The sequence below is a fragment of the Pseudomonas psychrophila HA-4 genome, from assembly GCF_000282975.1.
Taxonomy (GTDB): Bacteria; Pseudomonadota; Gammaproteobacteria; order Pseudomonadales; family Pseudomonadaceae; genus Aquipseudomonas; species Aquipseudomonas psychrophila_A.
On sequence record NZ_ALJC01000018.1, the window covers coordinates 99,918 to 118,194 of the forward strand.

At 57.0% G+C, this 18,277-nt stretch carries 11 protein-coding genes; 8 read left to right on the forward strand and 3 right to left on the reverse strand.

Going from position 1 to position 18,277, the window contains the following annotated elements:
* The first annotated feature begins 5 nt into the window (after window positions 1-5).
* Together zapE and B347_RS0102285 are read left to right on the forward strand one after the other, a co-directional pair.
* Entirely contained in the window at window positions 6-1,124 is a 1,119-nt protein-coding gene (gene zapE / locus B347_RS0102280; RefSeq protein ID WP_019408092.1) for a cell division protein ZapE, read from the forward strand.
* 161 nt (window positions 1,125-1,285) lie between these two features.
* Window positions 1,286-2,896: a hypothetical protein gene (locus B347_RS0102285; protein ID WP_019408093.1), complete on the forward strand. Its 1,611-nt coding sequence runs from the start codon at window positions 1,286-1,288 to the stop codon at window positions 2,894-2,896.
* Window positions 2,897-2,952: 56 nt separating this feature from the next.
* Here B347_RS0102285 and B347_RS0102290 read toward each other — a convergent pair whose 3' ends face one another.
* Genes B347_RS0102290 through B347_RS0102300 form a run of 3 tightly spaced genes read right to left on the reverse strand, consistent with a single transcriptional unit; the run spans window position 2,953 to window position 7,498 of the window.
* Window positions 2,953-4,347, reverse strand: a complete 1,395-nt coding sequence (locus B347_RS0102290) for an efflux transporter outer membrane subunit (RefSeq protein ID WP_019408094.1) — start codon at window positions 4,345-4,347, stop codon at window positions 2,953-2,955.
* A 7-nt stretch (window positions 4,348-4,354) separates the two neighbouring features.
* Window positions 4,355-6,325 carry a MacB family efflux pump subunit gene (locus tag B347_RS0102295; protein WP_019408095.1) on the reverse strand — a complete coding sequence of 657 codons (1,971 nt, stop codon included), beginning with the start codon at window positions 6,323-6,325 and terminating at the stop codon, window positions 4,355-4,357.
* Entirely contained in the window at window positions 6,326-7,498 is a 1,173-nt protein-coding gene (locus tag B347_RS0102300) for an efflux RND transporter periplasmic adaptor subunit (RefSeq protein WP_019408096.1), read from the reverse strand. It lies immediately after the preceding gene.
* A gap of 309 nt (window positions 7,499-7,807) precedes the next feature.
* Between B347_RS0102300 and B347_RS0102305 the strand changes: the two genes are divergently transcribed.
* From B347_RS0102305 to B347_RS0102330, 6 genes are all read left to right on the forward strand, one after another.
* Window positions 7,808-8,290 (forward strand): sigma-70 family RNA polymerase sigma factor, encoded by a 483-nt coding sequence (locus B347_RS0102305; RefSeq protein WP_192812345.1) that lies wholly within the window; start codon window positions 7,808-7,810, stop codon window positions 8,288-8,290.
* 115 nt (window positions 8,291-8,405) lie between these two features.
* Window positions 8,406-9,743 carry a lysine N(6)-hydroxylase/L-ornithine N(5)-oxygenase family protein gene (locus B347_RS0102310; protein ID WP_019408098.1) on the forward strand — a complete coding sequence of 446 codons (1,338 nt, stop codon included), beginning with the start codon at window positions 8,406-8,408 and terminating at the stop codon, window positions 9,741-9,743.
* Window positions 9,744-10,417: 674 nt separating this feature from the next.
* Entirely contained in the window at window positions 10,418-13,180 is a 2,763-nt protein-coding gene (gene mgtA, locus B347_RS0102315; RefSeq protein ID WP_019408099.1) for a magnesium-translocating P-type ATPase, read from the forward strand.
* Between the two features lie 119 nt (window positions 13,181-13,299).
* Window positions 13,300-14,016 (forward strand): MgtC/SapB family protein, encoded by a 717-nt coding sequence (locus B347_RS0102320; protein ID WP_019408100.1) that lies wholly within the window; start codon window positions 13,300-13,302, stop codon window positions 14,014-14,016.
* A 294-nt stretch (window positions 14,017-14,310) separates the two neighbouring features.
* Entirely contained in the window at window positions 14,311-14,937 is a 627-nt protein-coding gene (locus B347_RS0102325) for a response regulator transcription factor (protein WP_019408101.1), read from the forward strand.
* Window positions 14,938-18,198 (forward strand): transporter substrate-binding domain-containing protein, encoded by a 3,261-nt coding sequence (locus B347_RS0102330; protein ID WP_019408102.1) that lies wholly within the window; start codon window positions 14,938-14,940, stop codon window positions 18,196-18,198.
* Window positions 18,199-18,277 lie beyond the last annotated feature (79 nt).

The following is an 18,277-nucleotide window of genomic DNA, read 5'->3' on the forward strand; positions in this document are numbered from 1 at the left end:
TCGCAATGAATGTCGAGTCCCCCCTCAGTGCCTGGCAACAGGCCGTCGAACAGCAAGGTTTTGTTCATGATCCCGCCCAGTGGCGCGCGGTGCAGGCGTTGCAGGAGTGCCATGAGGCCCTGCACAACGGAGCCCGCTCGGTCAAAGGCGTGTATTTGTGGGGGCCGGTGGGGCGCGGCAAAACCTGGTTGATGGATCAGTTCTTCCAAAGCGTACGGGTTCCGGCCCGGCGCCAGCATTTTCATCACTTTATGCAATGGGTGCATCAGCGGCTGTTTCAGCTAACAGGCACCGCAGACCCGCTCAAGGTGCTAGCTAAAGAGTTGGGCAAGGAACTGAAGGTGCTGTGCTTTGACGAGCTGTTCGTCAATGACATTGGTGACGCGATCATTCTTGGGCGCTTGTTCCAAGTGATGTTCGACGAAGGCGTGGTGTTGGTGTGCACTTCCAACCAGCCGCCGGAGCAGCTTTACAGCCAGGGCCACAACAAAGAGCGCTTTGCCCCCGCAATCAGCGCGATCCTCGCTCACATGCAGGTGGTGTCGGTGGATGGCGCAGAAGACCATCGTTTGCACCCCGGTATTGCGCATCAGCGCTATTGGGTGAAAGGCGCGGGACAGCCCAGCGTGATTGGTCAGGTCTTCAAAGACCTGACACGCGGGCAGGAAACGTCAGACGCACCGATCGTGGTTGGCCATCGTTCACTGAATGTGGTGCAGGCCAGTGCGGCCGTGTTGTGGTGCAACTTCCACGAGATGTGCGAACAACCGCTGGCGGCCAGCGAATTTATGGACATGTGTGATCGTTACAAGGTGATTTTGCTTAGTGAAGTGCCTTGCCTAAGTGCTGAGCAGCGCGAGGGCAAGATTGCCCGAGGGACCGAAGACGGTCCGGTGAAGGTCGAAGCGGGTGATCGTCAATTGCCGCAGTTGTCTAAATATGACGACAGCGTGCGGCGTTTTATCGCGTTGGTCGACGAGTGTTACGACCGCAAAGTGCCGCTGTGCCTAGAGGCACACGTGCCGATGGATCAGTTGTACACCCAAGGTTATTTGGAATTTGCCTTCCGCCGGACCTTGAGCCGCCTGCAAGAAATGCAACTGCAGCGTTTTGGTGTGCAATAACCCTGCGGCAGCGGGTTGAACGATGGGAAAAACTATCGTTCAAGCAACGCTATCTGCACCGTGCGGTATGAATCGCTGCTCCTAGGCCGGGCTAAATTTCATCGTTGAGCAAACGTTCTAGCTTGGATAACGCCTGCATTCGGGCTGGGACAGGTAGGGCAATGACGATTTCTCGACGATGGTTTATCGCGGGCTTAGCGATCACCGGCGTAGCAGCGCCAGCGGCGTATTTTGGGCATCGCGAGTTAACGCGCATAGACGAACCGATCACGCCCGGTGAAGCGACTGTCGATCTGGCCGACACCGCAGGGCAGCAGATTGCCGACCAACTGCGCGGGCTATGGAGCATTCGTTTTGAGGGGCGTGATGCCGGACTTGAAGGGCTGCCCGCCGCGGGGCTTGAAGTGTGGCTGGACATTGCTGCGCGTGGACGCGGAGTACGCGGTTATCTCGACACCGCGCACGTGCTGAAAAGCGAGCACGCACCGCGTTATCGGGTGCTGGGAGACCTTGTGACGCCTGATCCTGGGTTGATGTACTGGCGGCTTACTGGCCGCGATTCGGCTCAGCCCGACTACGAATTCAGTTTTAGTCTCGATGAAGTTTGGGGCGCGTACGGCAACGCTGGCAGCGGCACCCTTAGCGGCCGGGTGCAGCGACTGGATCGGCCTTTGGCATTGCCCGAGCAAGACAATCGCTTTGTTGCGCTTAAACGCACCTTCCCCGAGGCCCGCGAACGCATCGGCCTCAACCCGGCGCTGCTGGCCTGGCTGGTCTCGCCCCAACACCGTCTATTTCATCAGCTCTGGCATGCGTCCCGCGACACTTGGCATGAACTCTCCGAAGACAAGCGCAACGCTTTGCGCGGCCTCGGCTGGCAACCCGGTCAGCGCGACAAAGAGCGCGATGCCCGTGGCCCGCGTAAAGACCGCAATGGCTCGGGCGTGGACTTCTTTTATATGCATCGGCACATGCTGCTGACTGCGCGCTCCCACCAGCATTTACCTTCGTGGCAAGCGTTCCCCTTGCCGCAGCCCGCGCTTGAACGCGACCGTGCGGGGTTCGCCCGCTACTTTGACAACCAAGACGGCAGCGCCTTGCCGCCGACCTGGCTGGCGGAAGGGGATGAAACCTATTCCCAATGGCTGAGTGACATCAAGCAGGCCGAGACCTTTCACAGCAACTTCGAGGTCTGGGAATCGCGTTATCGCGACCCGCGCTATTTGTCGACATTGACCTTGGGCCAGTTTGGTTCCGAGGTCGAATTGGGCTTACATGACTGGCTACACATGCGCTGGGCTTCGATGCCACGTGACCCGTCAAATGGTGCGCCGGTGCCCATGGCGCGCGATCCGGCAGATTTTGCCGGACGTTGGTATGTGGCGGAAAACGACTTTCTCGGCGACCCATTTTCCTCTCACGTAAACCCGGTGTTCTGGCGTTTTCATGGCTGGATCGATGATCGCCTAGAGGACTGGTTTAGGGCGCACGAACGCTTTCATCCGGGGGAACTGACACTTCATGAGGTCAACGGTGTGCCGTGGTTTGCACCGGGGCGCTGGGTGGAAGTCGATGACCCGTGGCTGGGGCCAGAGACACACGGTTGTAGCACCACGCCGGGATTGGCAACGGACAAGACCGTAGAGATGGACCCCGAAACGATGAAGCTGGCGTTGCGCATTACCTTTGGCGACGAAAAGAAAATGACCGGCTTGCTGCGCCGAGTGCCACGTCGACCCTGGTATGCGCGCAATTTAGTGGTTAAAGACTAAAGACGCCCTCTCCCGAAGGAGAGGGTTAGGGTAGGGTTTTTGCCCCAAAGCCTAAATTACATCACCCGCCAGCCCCCACCCAACGCCTTGTACAACGCAATACTTGCCTGCAACCGCGCCATGCGCAGTTGCACATGTTGATCTTGCGCCTGATACAGCGTGCGCTGCGTCTCCAGCACCGTCAGCAGCACTTCGGCCCCGGCCTGGTAGCGGCTCTGGGCGATGTCGAAGGCGTGTTGCGCTTGTTTAAGTTCTTCGTCTTGCCATTGCCGTTGCTGGTCCAGACCGCTGGCGCTGTTAAGGGCTTTTTCGACGTCAGCAAAAGCGCTGATGATGCTTCCTCGGTAGGTTTGTAGCAGTTCTTGCTGGCGCGCCGTGGCTTTGTCGCGCTCGGCGCTGAGGCGGCCGTTGTTGAAGATCGGTGCCGCCAACCCCGCTGTGAGGTTGTAGAACGGGCTGCGCAATACGTCGCTTAAACGGTCTGCGCCTGAGCCCAGTGTTGCGCTCAAGGTCAGGTTGGGGAGCATGGCCGCACGGGCCACGGTGATGTCGGCCGAGGCCGCCGCTAGTTTGGCTTCGGCGTTGGCAATGTCGGGGCGCTGGCTCAGGAGCGCGCTGGGCAGTCCGCTGCCAATGCCCGGCCAGTTCAGTTGGGCGAACGTCGTGTCGCCCAACGTGAGGTTTTGCACTGGCTCGCCCAGTAGCACGGCGAGGGTGATGCGCGCTTCCTGGGCCTGTTGCGCAACCAGCGGCAATTGCCGTTGCTGGGCCGCCACCAAGCTTTTTTGTTGTGCCAACTCTAGGGCCGTGGCAGAACCTGCGTCATAGCGGGTTTGCACCACGTGCAGCACGCGCTGTGCATTGGCCAGATTGAGGCGGGCAATGCGCAGTTGTTCGTCAAACGCCAAGGTTTGCACGTAACTGGTGGCGACACCGCTGAGCAAGGTCAGCTCAACCGTGGCCTGATCAAATTCGCTGGCCTTGAGGGTGTGCAACGCACTGTCGCGGGCCGCGGCTTTGCCACCCCAAAAGTCCACCTCGTAGCTGGCCGTCAGATTGGCGTTAAAGTAGTCCACCGCTTTGTTGTCGTCGGTGGCATCCAGTTGGCTGTAGCCTTTTCCGCGCAGCAGTTTTTCGCGATTAGCGTTGCCGCCAAATTTCACTTCAGGCAGCAATGGAGCACCTGCGATCACCGCTGTAGCGCGGGCCTGCTGCACCCGGGCGACCGCTGCTGCCAAGTCGTAACTGCCGACTCGCGCCTGCGCTATCAGGCGATCAAGTGGCGGGCTACCAAAATGGCTCCACCAGTGTTGGCGGCTCAGTTGACTGGCTTGGGCGTGCGGCGATTGCCAGGCCGCAGGCGTCAGCACAGCGTTATCGTCGCGTGGCGCGGTTTGGCTGCACGCGCCCAGCAACAGGCACGTGGTCAGCACGCTCAAAGACAGCTTCATCAATAGGTTATTCACTGGTAAGGGCCGTGACCGGGTCGAGCCGGGCAGCTTTGCGGGCCGGCATAAAGCCGAAAATTACGCCAGTCACCAACGCGCAACCAAAGGCGCCGAGGACCGCGACCATCGAGAACGCCACTGCCACGTCGCACAGCAGCAGAATGGCGCCGATGACAAAGGCCAAGGTGATACCCGTCACCCCGCCGACCACCGAGAGCATCAGCGCTTCGGTCAAGAACTGGCGCAGGATGTCGCGCTGGCGGGCGCCCGTGGCCATGCGAATGCCAATTTCGCGGGTGCGTTCGCGCACAGTCATCAGCATGATGTTCATCACCCCGATACCGCCCACCAGCAAGGAGATGGCCGCAATCGAGCCGAGCATCAATGACAGGGTGTTACGGGTCTTGGCTTCGGCCTGGATCATCGCTGCGTTGTTGGTGATTTCGAAATCGCGGTTGCCGTGATGCAATTTGAGCATGAGCTGTTCGATAGCTTTTTCGGTCTGTTTAACCTTGCTCGCGTCGACGGCGGCAATCACGACGTATTCCGGATTGTGCGTGCCGAACAGGCGCACGCTGGCGGCGGAGTAGGGCACCACGATGCGCGTGTCACTGTCCGAATCGCCGGAGCTGGCACCTTTTTCGGCCAGCACGCCGACGACACGAAAAGGTACGTTCTCCAACAGGATGTATTGGCCAATTGGGTTGGGTACGTCCTTGAGGACTTTATCGCGCACTTTCTGCCCGATCACCGCCACGGCAGCACCTGCGTCTTCATCGGCCTGGGTGAAGAAGCTGCCTTGCACCACTGGCCAGTTAAAAATCGCTGAGAAATCGATGCCGTTACCGCCGGTGTACATCGTGTGGTCGACATTGCCGTAGCGCACACCAATTTCGGCGCCATTGATCGGCATGATCATCTTCACCTGTGGCAAGGTCGACAGGGCGGCCACGTCATTCAAGGTGATGATGCCCAGCGGCGCTCGTGGCCTGGGTGACATGCCGCTGAGGTAAATGATGTTGGAGCCAAAGGCGCCCATCTCAGCCATGACCTGACGTTTGCTGCCTTCGCCGACCGCCAGCATCACCACCACCGATGCCACGCCGATAACGATGCCCAGCAAGGTTAGGGCAGTACGAAAACGGTTAATCCACATCACCCGCCAGGCCGCGTGCAAGGCGTCCACCAACTCGCCTTTCCAAGCGCCACGGGCTTCGCTGCCTTCTTTTAGACGCTGGCGCAAGTCAATCGCTTGCAGGGCTTTGGGGTTGTCAGTGGTGGGCGGCGGGGCGCCATTGGCGCTGTCACTGATGACCTCGCCATCGCGCACTTCAATAATCCGGTTGGCACGCGCTGCAACCTCGCGGTCATGGGTAATCAGAATCACCACATGGCCCTGGCTCGCCAGTTCATCGAGCAGCGCCATCACTTCGGCACCGCTGTGGCTGTCGAGCGCGCCCGTGGGTTCGTCAGCGAGGATGATGTGCCCGCCGTTCATCAAGGCGCGGGCAATCGACACCCGTTGTTGCTGGCCACCCGACAGTTGATGTGGACGGTTGGCCATGCGATCTGCCAACCCCAAGCGCTTGAGCAGAGCCGCCGCCCGGGCGTGACGTTCGGCTGCTGGCAAGCCTGCGTAGATGGCCGGCATTTCGACGTTTTCCTGGGCCGAGGCCGAGGGGATCAAATGGTAGCCCTGGAACACAAAGCCGAAGGCTTCGCGGCGTAGCCAGGCCAGTTCATCAGACCCCAGGTGCGCGACGTCTTCTCCGGCAAACAGGTAGCGGCCCGAGGTCGGGCGGTCGAGACAGCCGAGGATGTTCATCAGGGTCGATTTGCCCGAGCCCGAGGCCCCGACAATGGCCACGAATTCGCCCGCATGAATCGACAGGCTGACGCCTTTGAGCACGTGAACTTCGGGCGAGTCGATGCCGCCATAGACCTTGCGAATGTCTTGCAGGTCGATCAGGGGAGTGGCCATTTAGCCTCCGTTACCGGTGGCCGGGCCGATCAGCAAGTGATCGCCTTCGTTCACGCCGTCGAGCACTTGCACCCGCAGGCGGTCGCTGATGCCTGTATGAATTTCGCGGGGTTCGATTTTGCCTTTTTGAGTCACCACGTGAGCGGTTTGCCGATTGCCTTCGGTGGTGCCTTGCAGGGCTACAATCGGGGCCAGCAGCACGTCCTTGGCCTGATCGGCGACGAAAAACACTTGGGTGGTCATTTCCGGCATCAGCACCTGATCGGTGTTGTCGACATCCAGCAACACGGTGTAAAGCACCACGCGGGCGCTGCCGCTTTTGCCCGAGCTGGCGGGGCTGCCGCCGCCTTGGCTGGCTTCATTGAGGGGTTTGGGTGGTACCGGCAAAATCTGCCGCACGGTGCTGTTCCAGCGTCGGTTGCCGCCGCTCAACGTGGTGAAGTACGCCTGCATGCCCGGTTTGACGTAGCCAATGTCGGCCTCTGACACCTCGGCCCACACGGTCATCGGCGACAGTTTGGCGATGCGCAGGATTAAGGGCGTTTGCTGTTGTGCGTTAAGGGTTTGACCTTCGCGGGCATCCAGCGCGACGACTGTCCCGGCCATAGGTGCGTAGATACGCGTGTAGCCCAGTTGGGCCTCGTCACTGCGCAAGCTGGCCTGGGCCTGACGGATTTGCGCTTGGAACATATCAATGCGTGCTTGGGTGGTTCGCACTTCAGCCTGCGCCGCCTGTAGGTCTTCGTCTCGAGTGGCGCCGCCTTGGGCAAGGTGTTGCTGGCGCAGGTATTTCTGTTTGGCCAAGTCGTGCAGAGCGCGCTGTTCTTGCAGTTGGGCCTTGAGGTTTTCAATGGCATAGCGGCTGGCGTCGAGCTTGGCGGTCTGGGTCGATGGGTCAATCTCGACCAGCAACTGGCCTTCTTTGACCTCGTCACCGACCTCGACATGGATCGTTTTGATTTGCCCTGAAGCCTGCGCGCCCACGTCGACATATTGCCGGGGTTGCAGCGTGCCCAGCGCGGTCACGCTGCTTTCAATGTCGCCACGGGTGACGGGCACAGTGTCATACGCTTCGCGACCTGGCGTCAGAAAGGGCCAGGCTGCCAAGGCGGCAACGAGCAATAAACACAGGATGATGAGGAGCGCACGGCGGGTCTGTCGAGGGCGTTTCATGCAGGGTTCCGGCCAATGGGGATCGGCCCGTCTTCGTAGCGCAGGGCCGGTTAGAGCCTGAAGCGAACGCTGTCGTCCATACGACAGACACGGGGAGCTGTTGAGTAAACGAAGGATAACGATAGGAATTTAGGCAGTTGTTTATCGGTATGTGACTGAATATTTCAGAGCTGTTTAAGCGTTCACACTTAAATCTATATGAGAATTACTATAAATTACGCCGGCGCAAGTGCCATCATCATGCTGCTACCTTATTCGGTCTGTTTCTGCGCTCATGGAATGTTGCCGCTGCTGCTGCGGCCAGGAGTCATGTTGGAAAACTACTATCGCGAACTGGTGAGTTTTTTGAGTGCCAGATTAGGCAATGCACATGCCGCCGAAGATGTGGTGCATGACGCTTATGTGCGCGTGCTGGAGCGCGTAAGCGATGACCCGATCGAGCAACCGCGTGCATTTCTGTATCGCACGGCGCTCAATCTGGTGATCGACGGCCATCGCCGCAGTGCCTTGCGCCAGGTTGAACCGTTGGAGGTGCTGGACACCGAAGAGCGTTTTTTCAGCCCTTCACCCCAATTGCTGATGGACCGTCATCAGCGTCTGGAAATGATCCAGCAAGCGCTGTCCGAATTACCGGCTGCGTGTCGCGAGAGCTTCTTGCTGCGCAAGATTGAAGGCTTGTCTCACCCTGAGATTGCCGAGCGCCTTGGGGTGTCACGCAGCGTGGTTGAGAAGCACATTGTTAACGCCATGAAGCACTGCCGAATTCGTATTAGGCAGTGGGACAACGCCTAAATTTTATTTCCGTATTCTCGTTCCTACTCAACAGACGACCTGCTGATCTGCCACAGAACAGTCAGGTCACGGGTATTTCTCCCTCTGTTGAGGGGCAATCCAGAGGACACTGGAAATGACACAGGCAATTGCTTCGGCCGTCGTTCATGATCTGATCGGCATCGGTTTCGGGCCTTCCAATCTGGCCCTCGCCATCGCCCTAGAAGAGCGCGGGCAAGTGCAAGGTCCACTGGATGTTCTGTTTTTGGACAAGCAGGCTGACTATCGCTGGCACGGCAACACGCTGGTGTCTCAGAGTGAATTGCAGATTTCCTTCCTCAAGGATCTGGTCACGCTGCGCAACCCTACCAGCCCTTATTCGTTCGTTAATTACCTTAAAGCCCACGGACGTCTGGTTGATTTCATCAACCTTGGAACCTTCTATCCGTGCCGCATGGAGTTCAACGACTACCTGCGTTGGGTGGCGTCGCACTTTGCAGCGCAAAGCCGTTACGGCGAAGAAGTACTGGCCATTGAGCCGGTATTGCATCTGCAGCAGGTCGAAGCGCTGCGGGTTATTTCTCGCGATTCCCATGGGCAGCATCATGTGCGGACCACGCGTTCGGTGGTGGTCAGCGCTGGCGGCACGCCACGTATTCCGACAGCCTTCAAGGCACTCAAGGATGACAGCCGGGTATTCCATCACTCGCAGTATCTGGCAAGCATGGCCAAGCAGCCGCGCGTGAGTAGTCAACCGATGCGTATCGCGATCATTGGCGGCGGCCAGAGTGCAGCGGAAGCGTTTATCGATTTGAATGACAGCTACCCGTCGGCCCACGTGGATTTGATCTTGCGCGGCTCGGCGCTTAAGCCAGCGGATGACAGCCCGTTCGTCAACGAAGTGTTTGCGCCGCAGTTTACTGATTTGGTCTATCAGCAGAACACCGCCGAGCGCGAACGTTTGATCAACGAGTATCAGAGCACTAACTATTCGGTGGTCGACATTGACCTGATCGAACGTATCTACGGGATTTTCTATCGTCAGAAAGTATCGGGCGTTGCGCGTCATGTATTCCGCAGTCTGACTAGCATTGAAAACGCGGTAGCAGACGGGCAGGGCATCAAGCTTGCGTTGTGTAATACAGCGAGCGGCGAATTGAGCGAGCAGCATTACGACGCCGTGATTCTGGCTACTGGCTACGATCGTCAGTTGCACCGCCACTTGCTGGCGCCGCTGGCCGAATACCTGGGCGATTTTGAGGTTGATCGTGATTATCGAATCGTGACCGACGCGCGCTGCAAGGCCAGTATTTACATGCAGGGCTTTTGTCAGGCGAGCCATGGTTTGAGCGACACCTTACTGTCGGTTTTGCCGATTCGTGCTGAGGAAATTTCTGCTTCGCTATATACCCATGACAAGCAGCATAAGCAAAACAGCGTTGCGGTGGAGCGGTTGCTGGCGACGGCCATTTAACCGGTGGCATAAACCTCGTAGTCGTAGCCTCGCGCTGCTCGACAACGACTGCGGGGCGGGGGCGTGGCCGCGACAAACTGAACCCTTCCTGAAGATAAATCTGATTCACAAAACGGAAGCTTTCCTACGGTTTACTCTCCTAAATGCCGGGAGTAAGCTGCCGGCGTTTTCATCAATAGCGGAGCCCCTCAGTGGTTGCCAGTTCGAGTGACAGTAGTCGGCCGGTTTTGAAGACCGGCACATTCTCGGCAAGCTAACGCGCAGATTCCCCTGTCGTTGCTTGCTGATCAGCGAGCAGCGGCGTCTCAACCGGGTCAATAGTGAGCCCGAGACTGAAGCCCTCTCATCGACACTGAAACATGTGCGACCGACGCCTATAGCGTTGCGGTTATTCACATGACGTACGCGCGTGCCTTATGGCGCGGGGCGCACGCTCGGCTGCGCCGCCTTCAGGGTTCCGTTGACCGTTAGGGGAAGTCTCATGAGCCATATTTTTATGCCAATTCGTCGTCGCCAGCACCGTCCCGCCTTGCCAGGGTGTGTGTACGCCAATTATTGACGGCGGGCTTCTGGCCCGCTCCCCGAGATTCAAACCATGAATGACGGTTCGAGATTAAGGTCGCCTGCGTAGTCACCCTGAACGGAGTGAGCGCAGGCGGCGCAGGAGTATCACCATGAAACTCACTCTGAAAGAATTCTTCGCAGGTTTTCTGCGCACTCGCCACATTGGACGGCACTTCCGCCGCTTGGCGTTGCTCGACAGCCTGACCAACACCACGGTCAGCCGTGAAGTGCCGCCAACCCTGGCGCAAACTTTGGTGACGGCGGCCAACGCTGAAAGCGCGGCCCTGATCGACAACCTCAGCACTCACACCGATGGCCTGAGCGAAGCCGAAGCCGATGCGCTGCGCCTGCGGCATGGCCTTAACGAGGTTGAACACGAGCAGCCACTCAGCCGCTGGGTGCACTTGTGGCATTGCTACAAAAATCCGTTCAACTTGCTGCTGACGTTGCTCGCTGCGGTTTCGCTGGCCACCGATGACATTCAAGCGGCCGTGGTGATTAGCACCATGGTGGTGCTGTCGACCTTGCTGCGTTTCTGGCAAGAAGCCAAGTCCAACAAGGCGGCAGATGCGCTCAAGGCGATGGTAAGCAACACCGCCACGGTGATGCGTCGCGACTTCAGTGCCGAAACCTCACCGATGTTTGGCCGGTTTTCTGGCGCGGCCCAGCAAATTAAGGGCGCACAGCGCATTGAACTGCCGATCAAACAGTTGGTGCCGGGCGACCTGATTGTGCTGTCGGCGGGTGACATGATCCCGGCTGATTGCCGCGTGTTAAGCGCCAAGGACTTGTTTGTCAGCCAGGCGGCGATGACCGGCGAGTCGATGCCGGTCGAGAAGTTTGCGCGTCAGTCAGACAGCCAGACCAGCAACCCACTGGAACTGGACAATATTCTGTTCATGGGCACCAACGTGGTGTCCGGTGCTGCGACGGCGGTGGTGCTGACCACTGGCAATAACACGTATTTCGGGGCGTTGGCTCAGCGCGTCGGGGCGACCGATCGTGGCCCAACATCGTTTCAGACCGGGGTTAACAAAGTTAGTTGGTTGCTGATCCGCTTTATGTTCGTGATGGCGCCGTTGGTGTTGTTCATCAACGGTTTCACGAAGGGCGACTGGACTGAAGCCTTGCTGTTTGCGCTGTCTATTGCTGTCGGCCTGACCCCTGAAATGCTGCCGATGATCGTGACGTCGACCCTGGCCAAAGGCGCAGTCTTTCTGTCGCGCAAAAAAGTCATCGTCAAACGTTTGGACGCAATCCAGAACTTTGGTGCGATGGATGTACTGTGCACGGACAAAACCGGGACCCTGACCCAAGACAAAATCTTCTTGGCTCGCCACGTGGATGTCTGGGGGCACGAGTCTGACGACGTGCTGGAAATGGCCTACCTCAACAGCTACTACCAGACGGGGCTGAAAAACCTGCTGGACGTGGCGGTGCTGGAACACGTTGAAGTCCATCGCGAATTGAATGTGGGCACAGCGTTCAACAAAGTGGATGAAATTCCGTTCGACTTCAACCGTCGCCGCATGTCGGTGGTGGTGGCCGAGCAAGACCAGCCTCACGTGTTGATCTGTAAAGGCGCGGTCGAAGAAGTGCTGTCGGTGTGCAAAAACGTGCGCCACGGTGAGTTGGAAGAAGCCCTGAGTGACTCATTGCTGGCGCGTATTCGCCAAGTGACGTCGGCCTTTAACGAAGAAGGTTTGCGGGTGGTGGCCGTAGCCGCGCGCTCAATGGCGCCTGGCCGTGACACCTATAGCCTGGCAGACGAACAAGAACTGACGCTGATTGGCTATGTCGCATTCTTAGACCCGCCTAAAGAAAGCACCGCCCCTGCACTCAAAGCGTTGGCGGAGCACGGGGTGGCAGTCAAAGTACTGACCGGTGATAACGAACTGGTGACCGCGAAGATTTGCCGCGAAGTGGGCCTGGAGCAGCAAGGCTTGCTGATGGGTAACGACATCGAGCGCATGACCGATGCTCAGTTGGCCGTGGCGATTGAAACCACCAACGTGTTTGCCAAGCTCACGCCGTCGCACAAAGAACGCATCGTTCGCCTGCTTAAAGCCAATGGCCATGTGGTGGGCTTTATGGGGGACGGGATCAACGATGCCCCGGCACTGCGCACCGCTGACATCGGGATTTCGGTTGACAGCGCGGTGGACATTGCCAAGGAAGCAGCGGACATCATTCTGCTGGAAAAAAGCCTGATGGTGCTGGAGGAGGGCGTACTGGAAGGGCGCCGCACTTTCGCCAACATGCTCAAGTACATCAAGATGACCGCCAGTTCTAACTTCGGCAACGTGTTCTCAGTATTGGTTGCCAGTGCGTTCATCCCGTTCTTGCCCATGTTGCCGATGCACCTGCTGGTGCAAAACCTGCTGTACGACGTGTCTCAAATCGCGATTCCGTTTGATAACGTCGATGACGAAATGCTGAAAAAACCACAACGCTGGCAGCCAGCGGATGTCGGACGTTTCATGCTTTTCTTTGGGCCGATCAGCTCAGTCTTCGACATTCTGACCTTTTGCCTGATGTGGTACGTGTTCAAGGCCAATACCCCTGAGCATCAGACCTTGTTCCAGTCCGGCTGGTTTGTGGTGGGGTTGCTGACTCAAACCTTGATCGTGCACATGATTCGGACACCGAAAATCCCGTTCCTGCAAAGCCGCGCGGCGATGCCGCTGATGGTGATGACCGGGGTGATCATGGCCGTGGGTATTTTCCTGCCGATGGGCCCATTGGCCGGCTACTTTAAATTGCAGGCATTGCCGCCGCTGTACTTCGTTTTCTTGCCTATCATCTTGCTGGCGTACATGGCGCTGACCCAAGCGGTAAAGGGTTACTACATTCGCAAGTTTGGCTGGCAGTAAAGCGTTAATCCCAGCGAGGTCTTTTGTAGGAACGAGCGTGTGATCTTTTAAAAGATCGCGATGCAAGCTCGCGCCTACAAGGCGGGCGCGTGGCAGTTTTCTGAATCAAGGAGTGATGCATGCAAGCCATCGACAATATCAATCTGGCTTCGCTGGTCGACACACTGGTCAGCCTTAGTTCGGCATTTATTCTGGGCGGGCTGATTGGCTTTGAACGTCAATACCGCCAGCGCACTGCGGGTTTGCGTACCAACGTGCTGGTGGCAGTGGGCGCTGCGATTTTTGTCGATATGGCCAACCGGCTGGGAGGGGCAGACGGGGCGGTACGCGTTGTAGCTTATGTGGTCTCTGGGATCGGCTTTTTAGGTGCCGGGGTCATCATGCGTGAAGAGGGCAATGTGCGCGGGCTCAACACTGCCGCGACATTGTGGGCATCGGCGGCAGTGGGCGCCTGTTGCGGGGCGGATCTGATTCTCGAAGCACTGCTCGGCACCTTGTTTGTGCTGGCGGCCAATACGTTGTTGCGGCCGATCGTGAACAACATCAATCGTCAGCCACTGGATGTGATTTCGTCTGAGGTCACGTACATGGTGTACGTGATTGCCCGTCGTCATCAGCAAAAAGCGGCACTGGCATTGCTGGAAGCTGAGCTTGAACGCAGCAACTACCCAGCGAGCGATCTGGATGTTCACGCTTTTGGGCAGGACGAAGTCGAAATTGAAGGCACACTGATGGCCACCTCAGTGGATGGCGATGAGCTGGATGCACTGATCACGCGTATCTCAATCTCGCCGCTCGTGGTTCAGGCCTTTTGGAGCCCAAGTACGACGGAGTAGTCAGTCTTGAGCGGTCATGTATCTGTTTGAGAAATATCCTACAGGTTATGTAGTAGATTCCCTTCTCGTGAGTTGCATTCGAATAGTGATTATTCGCGGCTTGATTTAAATCAGGTGTCAGCATGCAGCGTTTAAATTGTGCGCAGGGTGCAGTAGAAGCTTGTGGGAAATATCCTATACTTTTCTTATCACTCATTAAGGCGTTTTTTTTGGAAATTTTACAATTCAATCTATTCATTCGAATATGTTTGTGTCGAGTGCGTCCTGTTTGTGAGGCGTTTGGCTGGAGGTCAGATGTATAGCGTATTGATTGCGGATGATCATGCTTTAATTCGTTCGGCTGTGCGAATGGTCCTCGAAAACCAGGGGCACACCGTCGTGGCAGAAGCGACTAACGGAATTGATACAGTGCAACTGGCACGCCAGCATGCGGTAGACCTGATTGTGCTGGATATCACCATGCCAGGGCTGGATGGTCTGGATGTGATTGGCCGGATCAAGGCGTCAGGGTTGGCGAGCCGAATTCTGGTGCTCACGTCTCAATCGGCGTTGTTTTTCTCGCAGCGGTGCATGAAGGCCGGGGCGGCCGGGTTTGTGACTAAAAACCAAGACCTCAGTGAGTTTGAGAGAGCGGTCAAAGTGATCATGGACGGTTATACGTTCTTCCCCAATCTGGCGATTAGTTCAGTGCGTAATAGTGATACGACGCTGACCGATCTGGAAATGATTGAACGCCTATCTGCGCGCGAGTTAAGTATTTTGCAGCAACTTGCCCGAGGGACGAGTAATAAACAGATTGCTCTGGACATGACCTTAAGCAGCAAAACCATCAGTACGTATAAAGCGCGTTTAATTGAAAAGTTAAACATGAAGTCTGTGGTGTATTTGGCAGATTTTGCCAAACGCAATAACTTGATTTAAATGGACGTTCTTGTGCAGCGGGGACTTTTACTCCTGTTGTTTGTGCTTGGCTTGCCATGCGCGTTTGCAGCGCCCGCGATACCCACATTGCAGTTGTTAGGCCGCTCAAATGTAGAGGCCTATAACGTTGTGCTTGAGGCGCCGGACTGGCAGTGGCTCAAGCAACATGGCACGTTGCGTCTGGGGATTTCTGCCCCCGATTACGCGCCCTTTGACATGACCGCCAACGGCCAGGATTTCGAAGGGCTGACAGCGGATTACGCGCAACTGCTGTCTGAGCTATTGCATGTCAATATCGAGGTTAAACGCTACGGCTCTAGGCCGCGGGCGATGGCTGCGCTCAAAGATGGCGAATTGGACCTGCTAAGCAGTGCCAATGGCTTTGAGGCGCAAGACCGCACGCTGGTGCTGACCCAGCCTTACGCCGACGACTCCCCAACACTGGTGACTCGCAGTGGTAATCAACAGGCACTGCCCGCAGACCTGGCGGGTAAGCGGCTGGCCATGCTTGATCACTATTTGCCGCCGCAACAGGTTAGGGCGTTTTACCCTAAGGCCCTGTTGCAGTTATACCCCTCAACCTTGAGTGCCATCGGCGCCGTGGCGTTTGGCCAAGCAGATGCTTACCTCGGTGACTTCATCAGTGCCAACTACCTGATTAATAAGAATTACCTAAACAACGTGCAATTGGCTGACTTCTCACGCATAGAGGTCAGTCCATTTTCTTTTGCTCTGGCGCGCGATAACACTCGCTTGTTGCGCATCATCAATAGCGCGCTGGAAGTGATTCCGGCCAGTGAGCGAATGACCATTGTGCGACGTTGGAGTTCGGAGGGGCCGCAGGTTGATAGCCATGCGCGGCTCACGCTGACCGCCAATGAGCAGCGCTGGCTGGATGAACATCCGCGTGTGCGGGTGGCGATCAATGATCAATATCTGCCGTTATCGTTTATTGACGAGCAAGGCGCGTTTAAAGGCGTGAGCGCTGACGTGCTGTTTGCTATCGGGGCCCGCACGGGCATCGAATTCGAGTCGGTGAAAGGCGACTCAGTCCAAGACTTGATTGGATTGGTCACAACCGGCAAAGCCGATGTCATCGGTGCATTTACCCCCAGCGTGTATCGCGAAGGTCAGTTACGTTTTACCCGGCCTTACCTGACGACCCCCTTTGTGTTGGTGACCCGCACCAGCCCCAACAGCCCCAGCACACTGGATGAGATGGCCGGTCTGCGGTTGGTGCTGGTACGGGGTAATGTGTTACGCGAATTTGTGTTGTTCCATTATCCGGGTATTCACCTGCTTGAAGCGGATAACGCGGCAGACGCCATGAGCATGGTCGCGCAGGGCAAGGCCGATGGCGCCATTAATGCGTTGATCAGCGCGCGCTACATGATTTCGCGGGGCTTTAATGAACAGTTGCACATCACCAGTACCGTCGGTACCCAACCCGCGCAGATTGGTTTTGCCACCGCGCCTGATGCCCCAGAGTTGCATGCGATTTTGGACAAAGCATTACTCAGTATCACTCCCGAAGAAATGAGTGTGCTGACCAATCGCTGGCGCGATCACAGCCGTGATGGTGAGAGTTACTGGTTACGCAATCGGACGGCGATTATTCAAGGCTTTGCCATCGCGGCCGTCTTGCTGTTGGTAGCGCTGGGCTGGATTGCCTATTTGCGCAGGACCATAGCCAAGCGCCAGCAGTTGTTGGAGCAGGTGCAATTCGCCAAGCAAAGTGCCGATGAGGCGAATCGCGCAAAAACGACCTTTCTGGCGACCATGAGCCATGAAATTCGCACCCCCATGAATGCAGTGATTGGCATGCTCGAACTGGCCATGAAAAAAGCCGACACGGGGGTGATGGACCGTTTTGCTATTGAAGTGGCTTCGGGGGCCGCCCACGAATTGTTGGATTTGATTGGCGATATTCTGGACATCGCGCGCATCGAGTCCGGGCACCTGTCATTGAGCCCAAAGCGTGCCAATGTGCAGCGGCTGATAGAAGCGGTGATACGCATGTTTGATGGTCTGGCGCGTCAGAAACGCTTGAGCCTGGTGTATGAACTGAACGTATCTGAGTCGGATATGGATGTGTTGATCGACCCGATGCGTTTCAAGCAGATCGTCTCCAACGTATTGAGCAATGCCATCAAGTTCACCGATGCGGGCGAGATCCGCCTCGTGTTAACCGTACGCCCTCAGCCCGATGAGCAGCAGGTGTTGATTGAGGTTCGAGTGCAAGACACCGGCACAGGCATTTCTGATCAGGATCAACATCGGTTGTTTAGCCCGTTTGTACAGGCCAGTAACAATACGCAGTCGGCGCGCAGCGGCTCAGGCTTGGGGTTGGTCATTTGCCGTGCGCTTTGCGAAATGATGGGGGGCACGATTCATCTGAGCAGCGATTTGGGCAAGGGAACGCTCGTTGAGATCATGCTCGTGGTGCCACGTCTTGAGCCCCTTGTTGAGCCAGATGCTCCTGAGGCCGAGACGTGGCCCCCACTGCGTTCGTTCAACATTTTGGTGGTGGATGATTACCCGGCCAACCGGATGCTCCTATCTCAGCAGTTGAGTTACCTTGGGCATCGTGTGACGGATGCCGAAAATGGGGCGCAAGGCCTTGCTGCGTGGCGCGTTGGCGGTTTTGAAGTGATCATGACTGATTGCAATATGCCAGTCATGAACGGCTATGATTTAGCCCGAGAGGTGCGGCGCGAAGAGCAGGAAAGAGGGCTTGAACCCTGTCTTATTTTTGGTTTTACGGCCAATGCACAGCCTGAAGAAGTTGAACGTTGCCGAGAGGCTGGGATGGATCAGTGTCTGTTCAAGCCCATCAGCCTTAAGGATTTGAGTCGCTGCCTGACGTCTGGCGTGCTCAGTGCGCAGCCGGGGGCGGAAGCCGATCAGTCCTCGGTTGATGAGGGTGAGATCAATTTGACCTACCTCAAGCAACTGGCCCAAGGAGATGACGCACTGGTTCACAATTTATTGACCGAATTGTCACTCAGTAACAGCCAAGACCTTGTGCGGCTAATGGGTTTGTTTGCTAGAGATGATTATCGCGGGTTGGCTGAATTGGCACATGGGATCAGAGGCGGGGCGGGGTTGGTCAAGGCCAGTGCGTTGATCGCGTGTTGTGAACAACTGGAAGCGGCGTGTATTGAGGCCGACCCACGGCTGATTACCGCCTGTGTAGACGCCTTGCATAGTTGCATGGAGCATTTTGGCGAGGTTTTGCAGCGTTATTTAGTCGCTCCATGACGCGCGTTGAGTGGCAGGTAACCGAGGCCTTGAAATATGCGCGCGCACACACATTTAAGTGTCCGTACGAGCTGTTCCA

What these genes read in the sequence shown, in the direction of transcription:
- B347_RS0102300 (WP_019408096.1), bottom strand. Translation starts at nt 7,498, where the DNA reads ATGAAACGCCCTCGACAGACCCGCCGTGCGCTCCTCATCATCCTGTGT.
- B347_RS0102295 (WP_019408095.1), bottom strand. Translation starts at nt 6,325, where the DNA reads ATGGCCACTCCCCTGATCGACCTGCAAGACATTCGCAAGGTCTATGGC.
- mgtA (WP_019408099.1), top strand. Translation starts at nt 10,418, where the DNA reads ATGAAACTCACTCTGAAAGAATTCTTCGCAGGTTTTCTGCGCACTCGC.
- zapE (WP_019408092.1), top strand. Translation starts at nt 6, where the DNA reads ATGAATGTCGAGTCCCCCCTCAGTGCCTGGCAACAGGCCGTCGAACAG.
- B347_RS0102285 (WP_019408093.1), top strand. Translation starts at nt 1,286, where the DNA reads ATGACGATTTCTCGACGATGGTTTATCGCGGGCTTAGCGATCACCGGC.
- B347_RS0102325 (WP_019408101.1), top strand. Translation starts at nt 14,311, where the DNA reads ATGTATAGCGTATTGATTGCGGATGATCATGCTTTAATTCGTTCGGCT.
- B347_RS0102310 (WP_019408098.1), top strand. Translation starts at nt 8,406, where the DNA reads ATGACACAGGCAATTGCTTCGGCCGTCGTTCATGATCTGATCGGCATC.
- B347_RS0102320 (WP_019408100.1), top strand. Translation starts at nt 13,300, where the DNA reads ATGCAAGCCATCGACAATATCAATCTGGCTTCGCTGGTCGACACACTG.
- B347_RS0102330 (WP_019408102.1), top strand. Translation starts at nt 14,938, where the DNA reads ATGGACGTTCTTGTGCAGCGGGGACTTTTACTCCTGTTGTTTGTGCTT.
- B347_RS0102305 (WP_192812345.1), top strand. Translation starts at nt 7,808, where the DNA reads ATGTTGGAAAACTACTATCGCGAACTGGTGAGTTTTTTGAGTGCCAGA.
- B347_RS0102290 (WP_019408094.1), bottom strand. Translation starts at nt 4,347, where the DNA reads ATGAAGCTGTCTTTGAGCGTGCTGACCACGTGCCTGTTGCTGGGCGCG.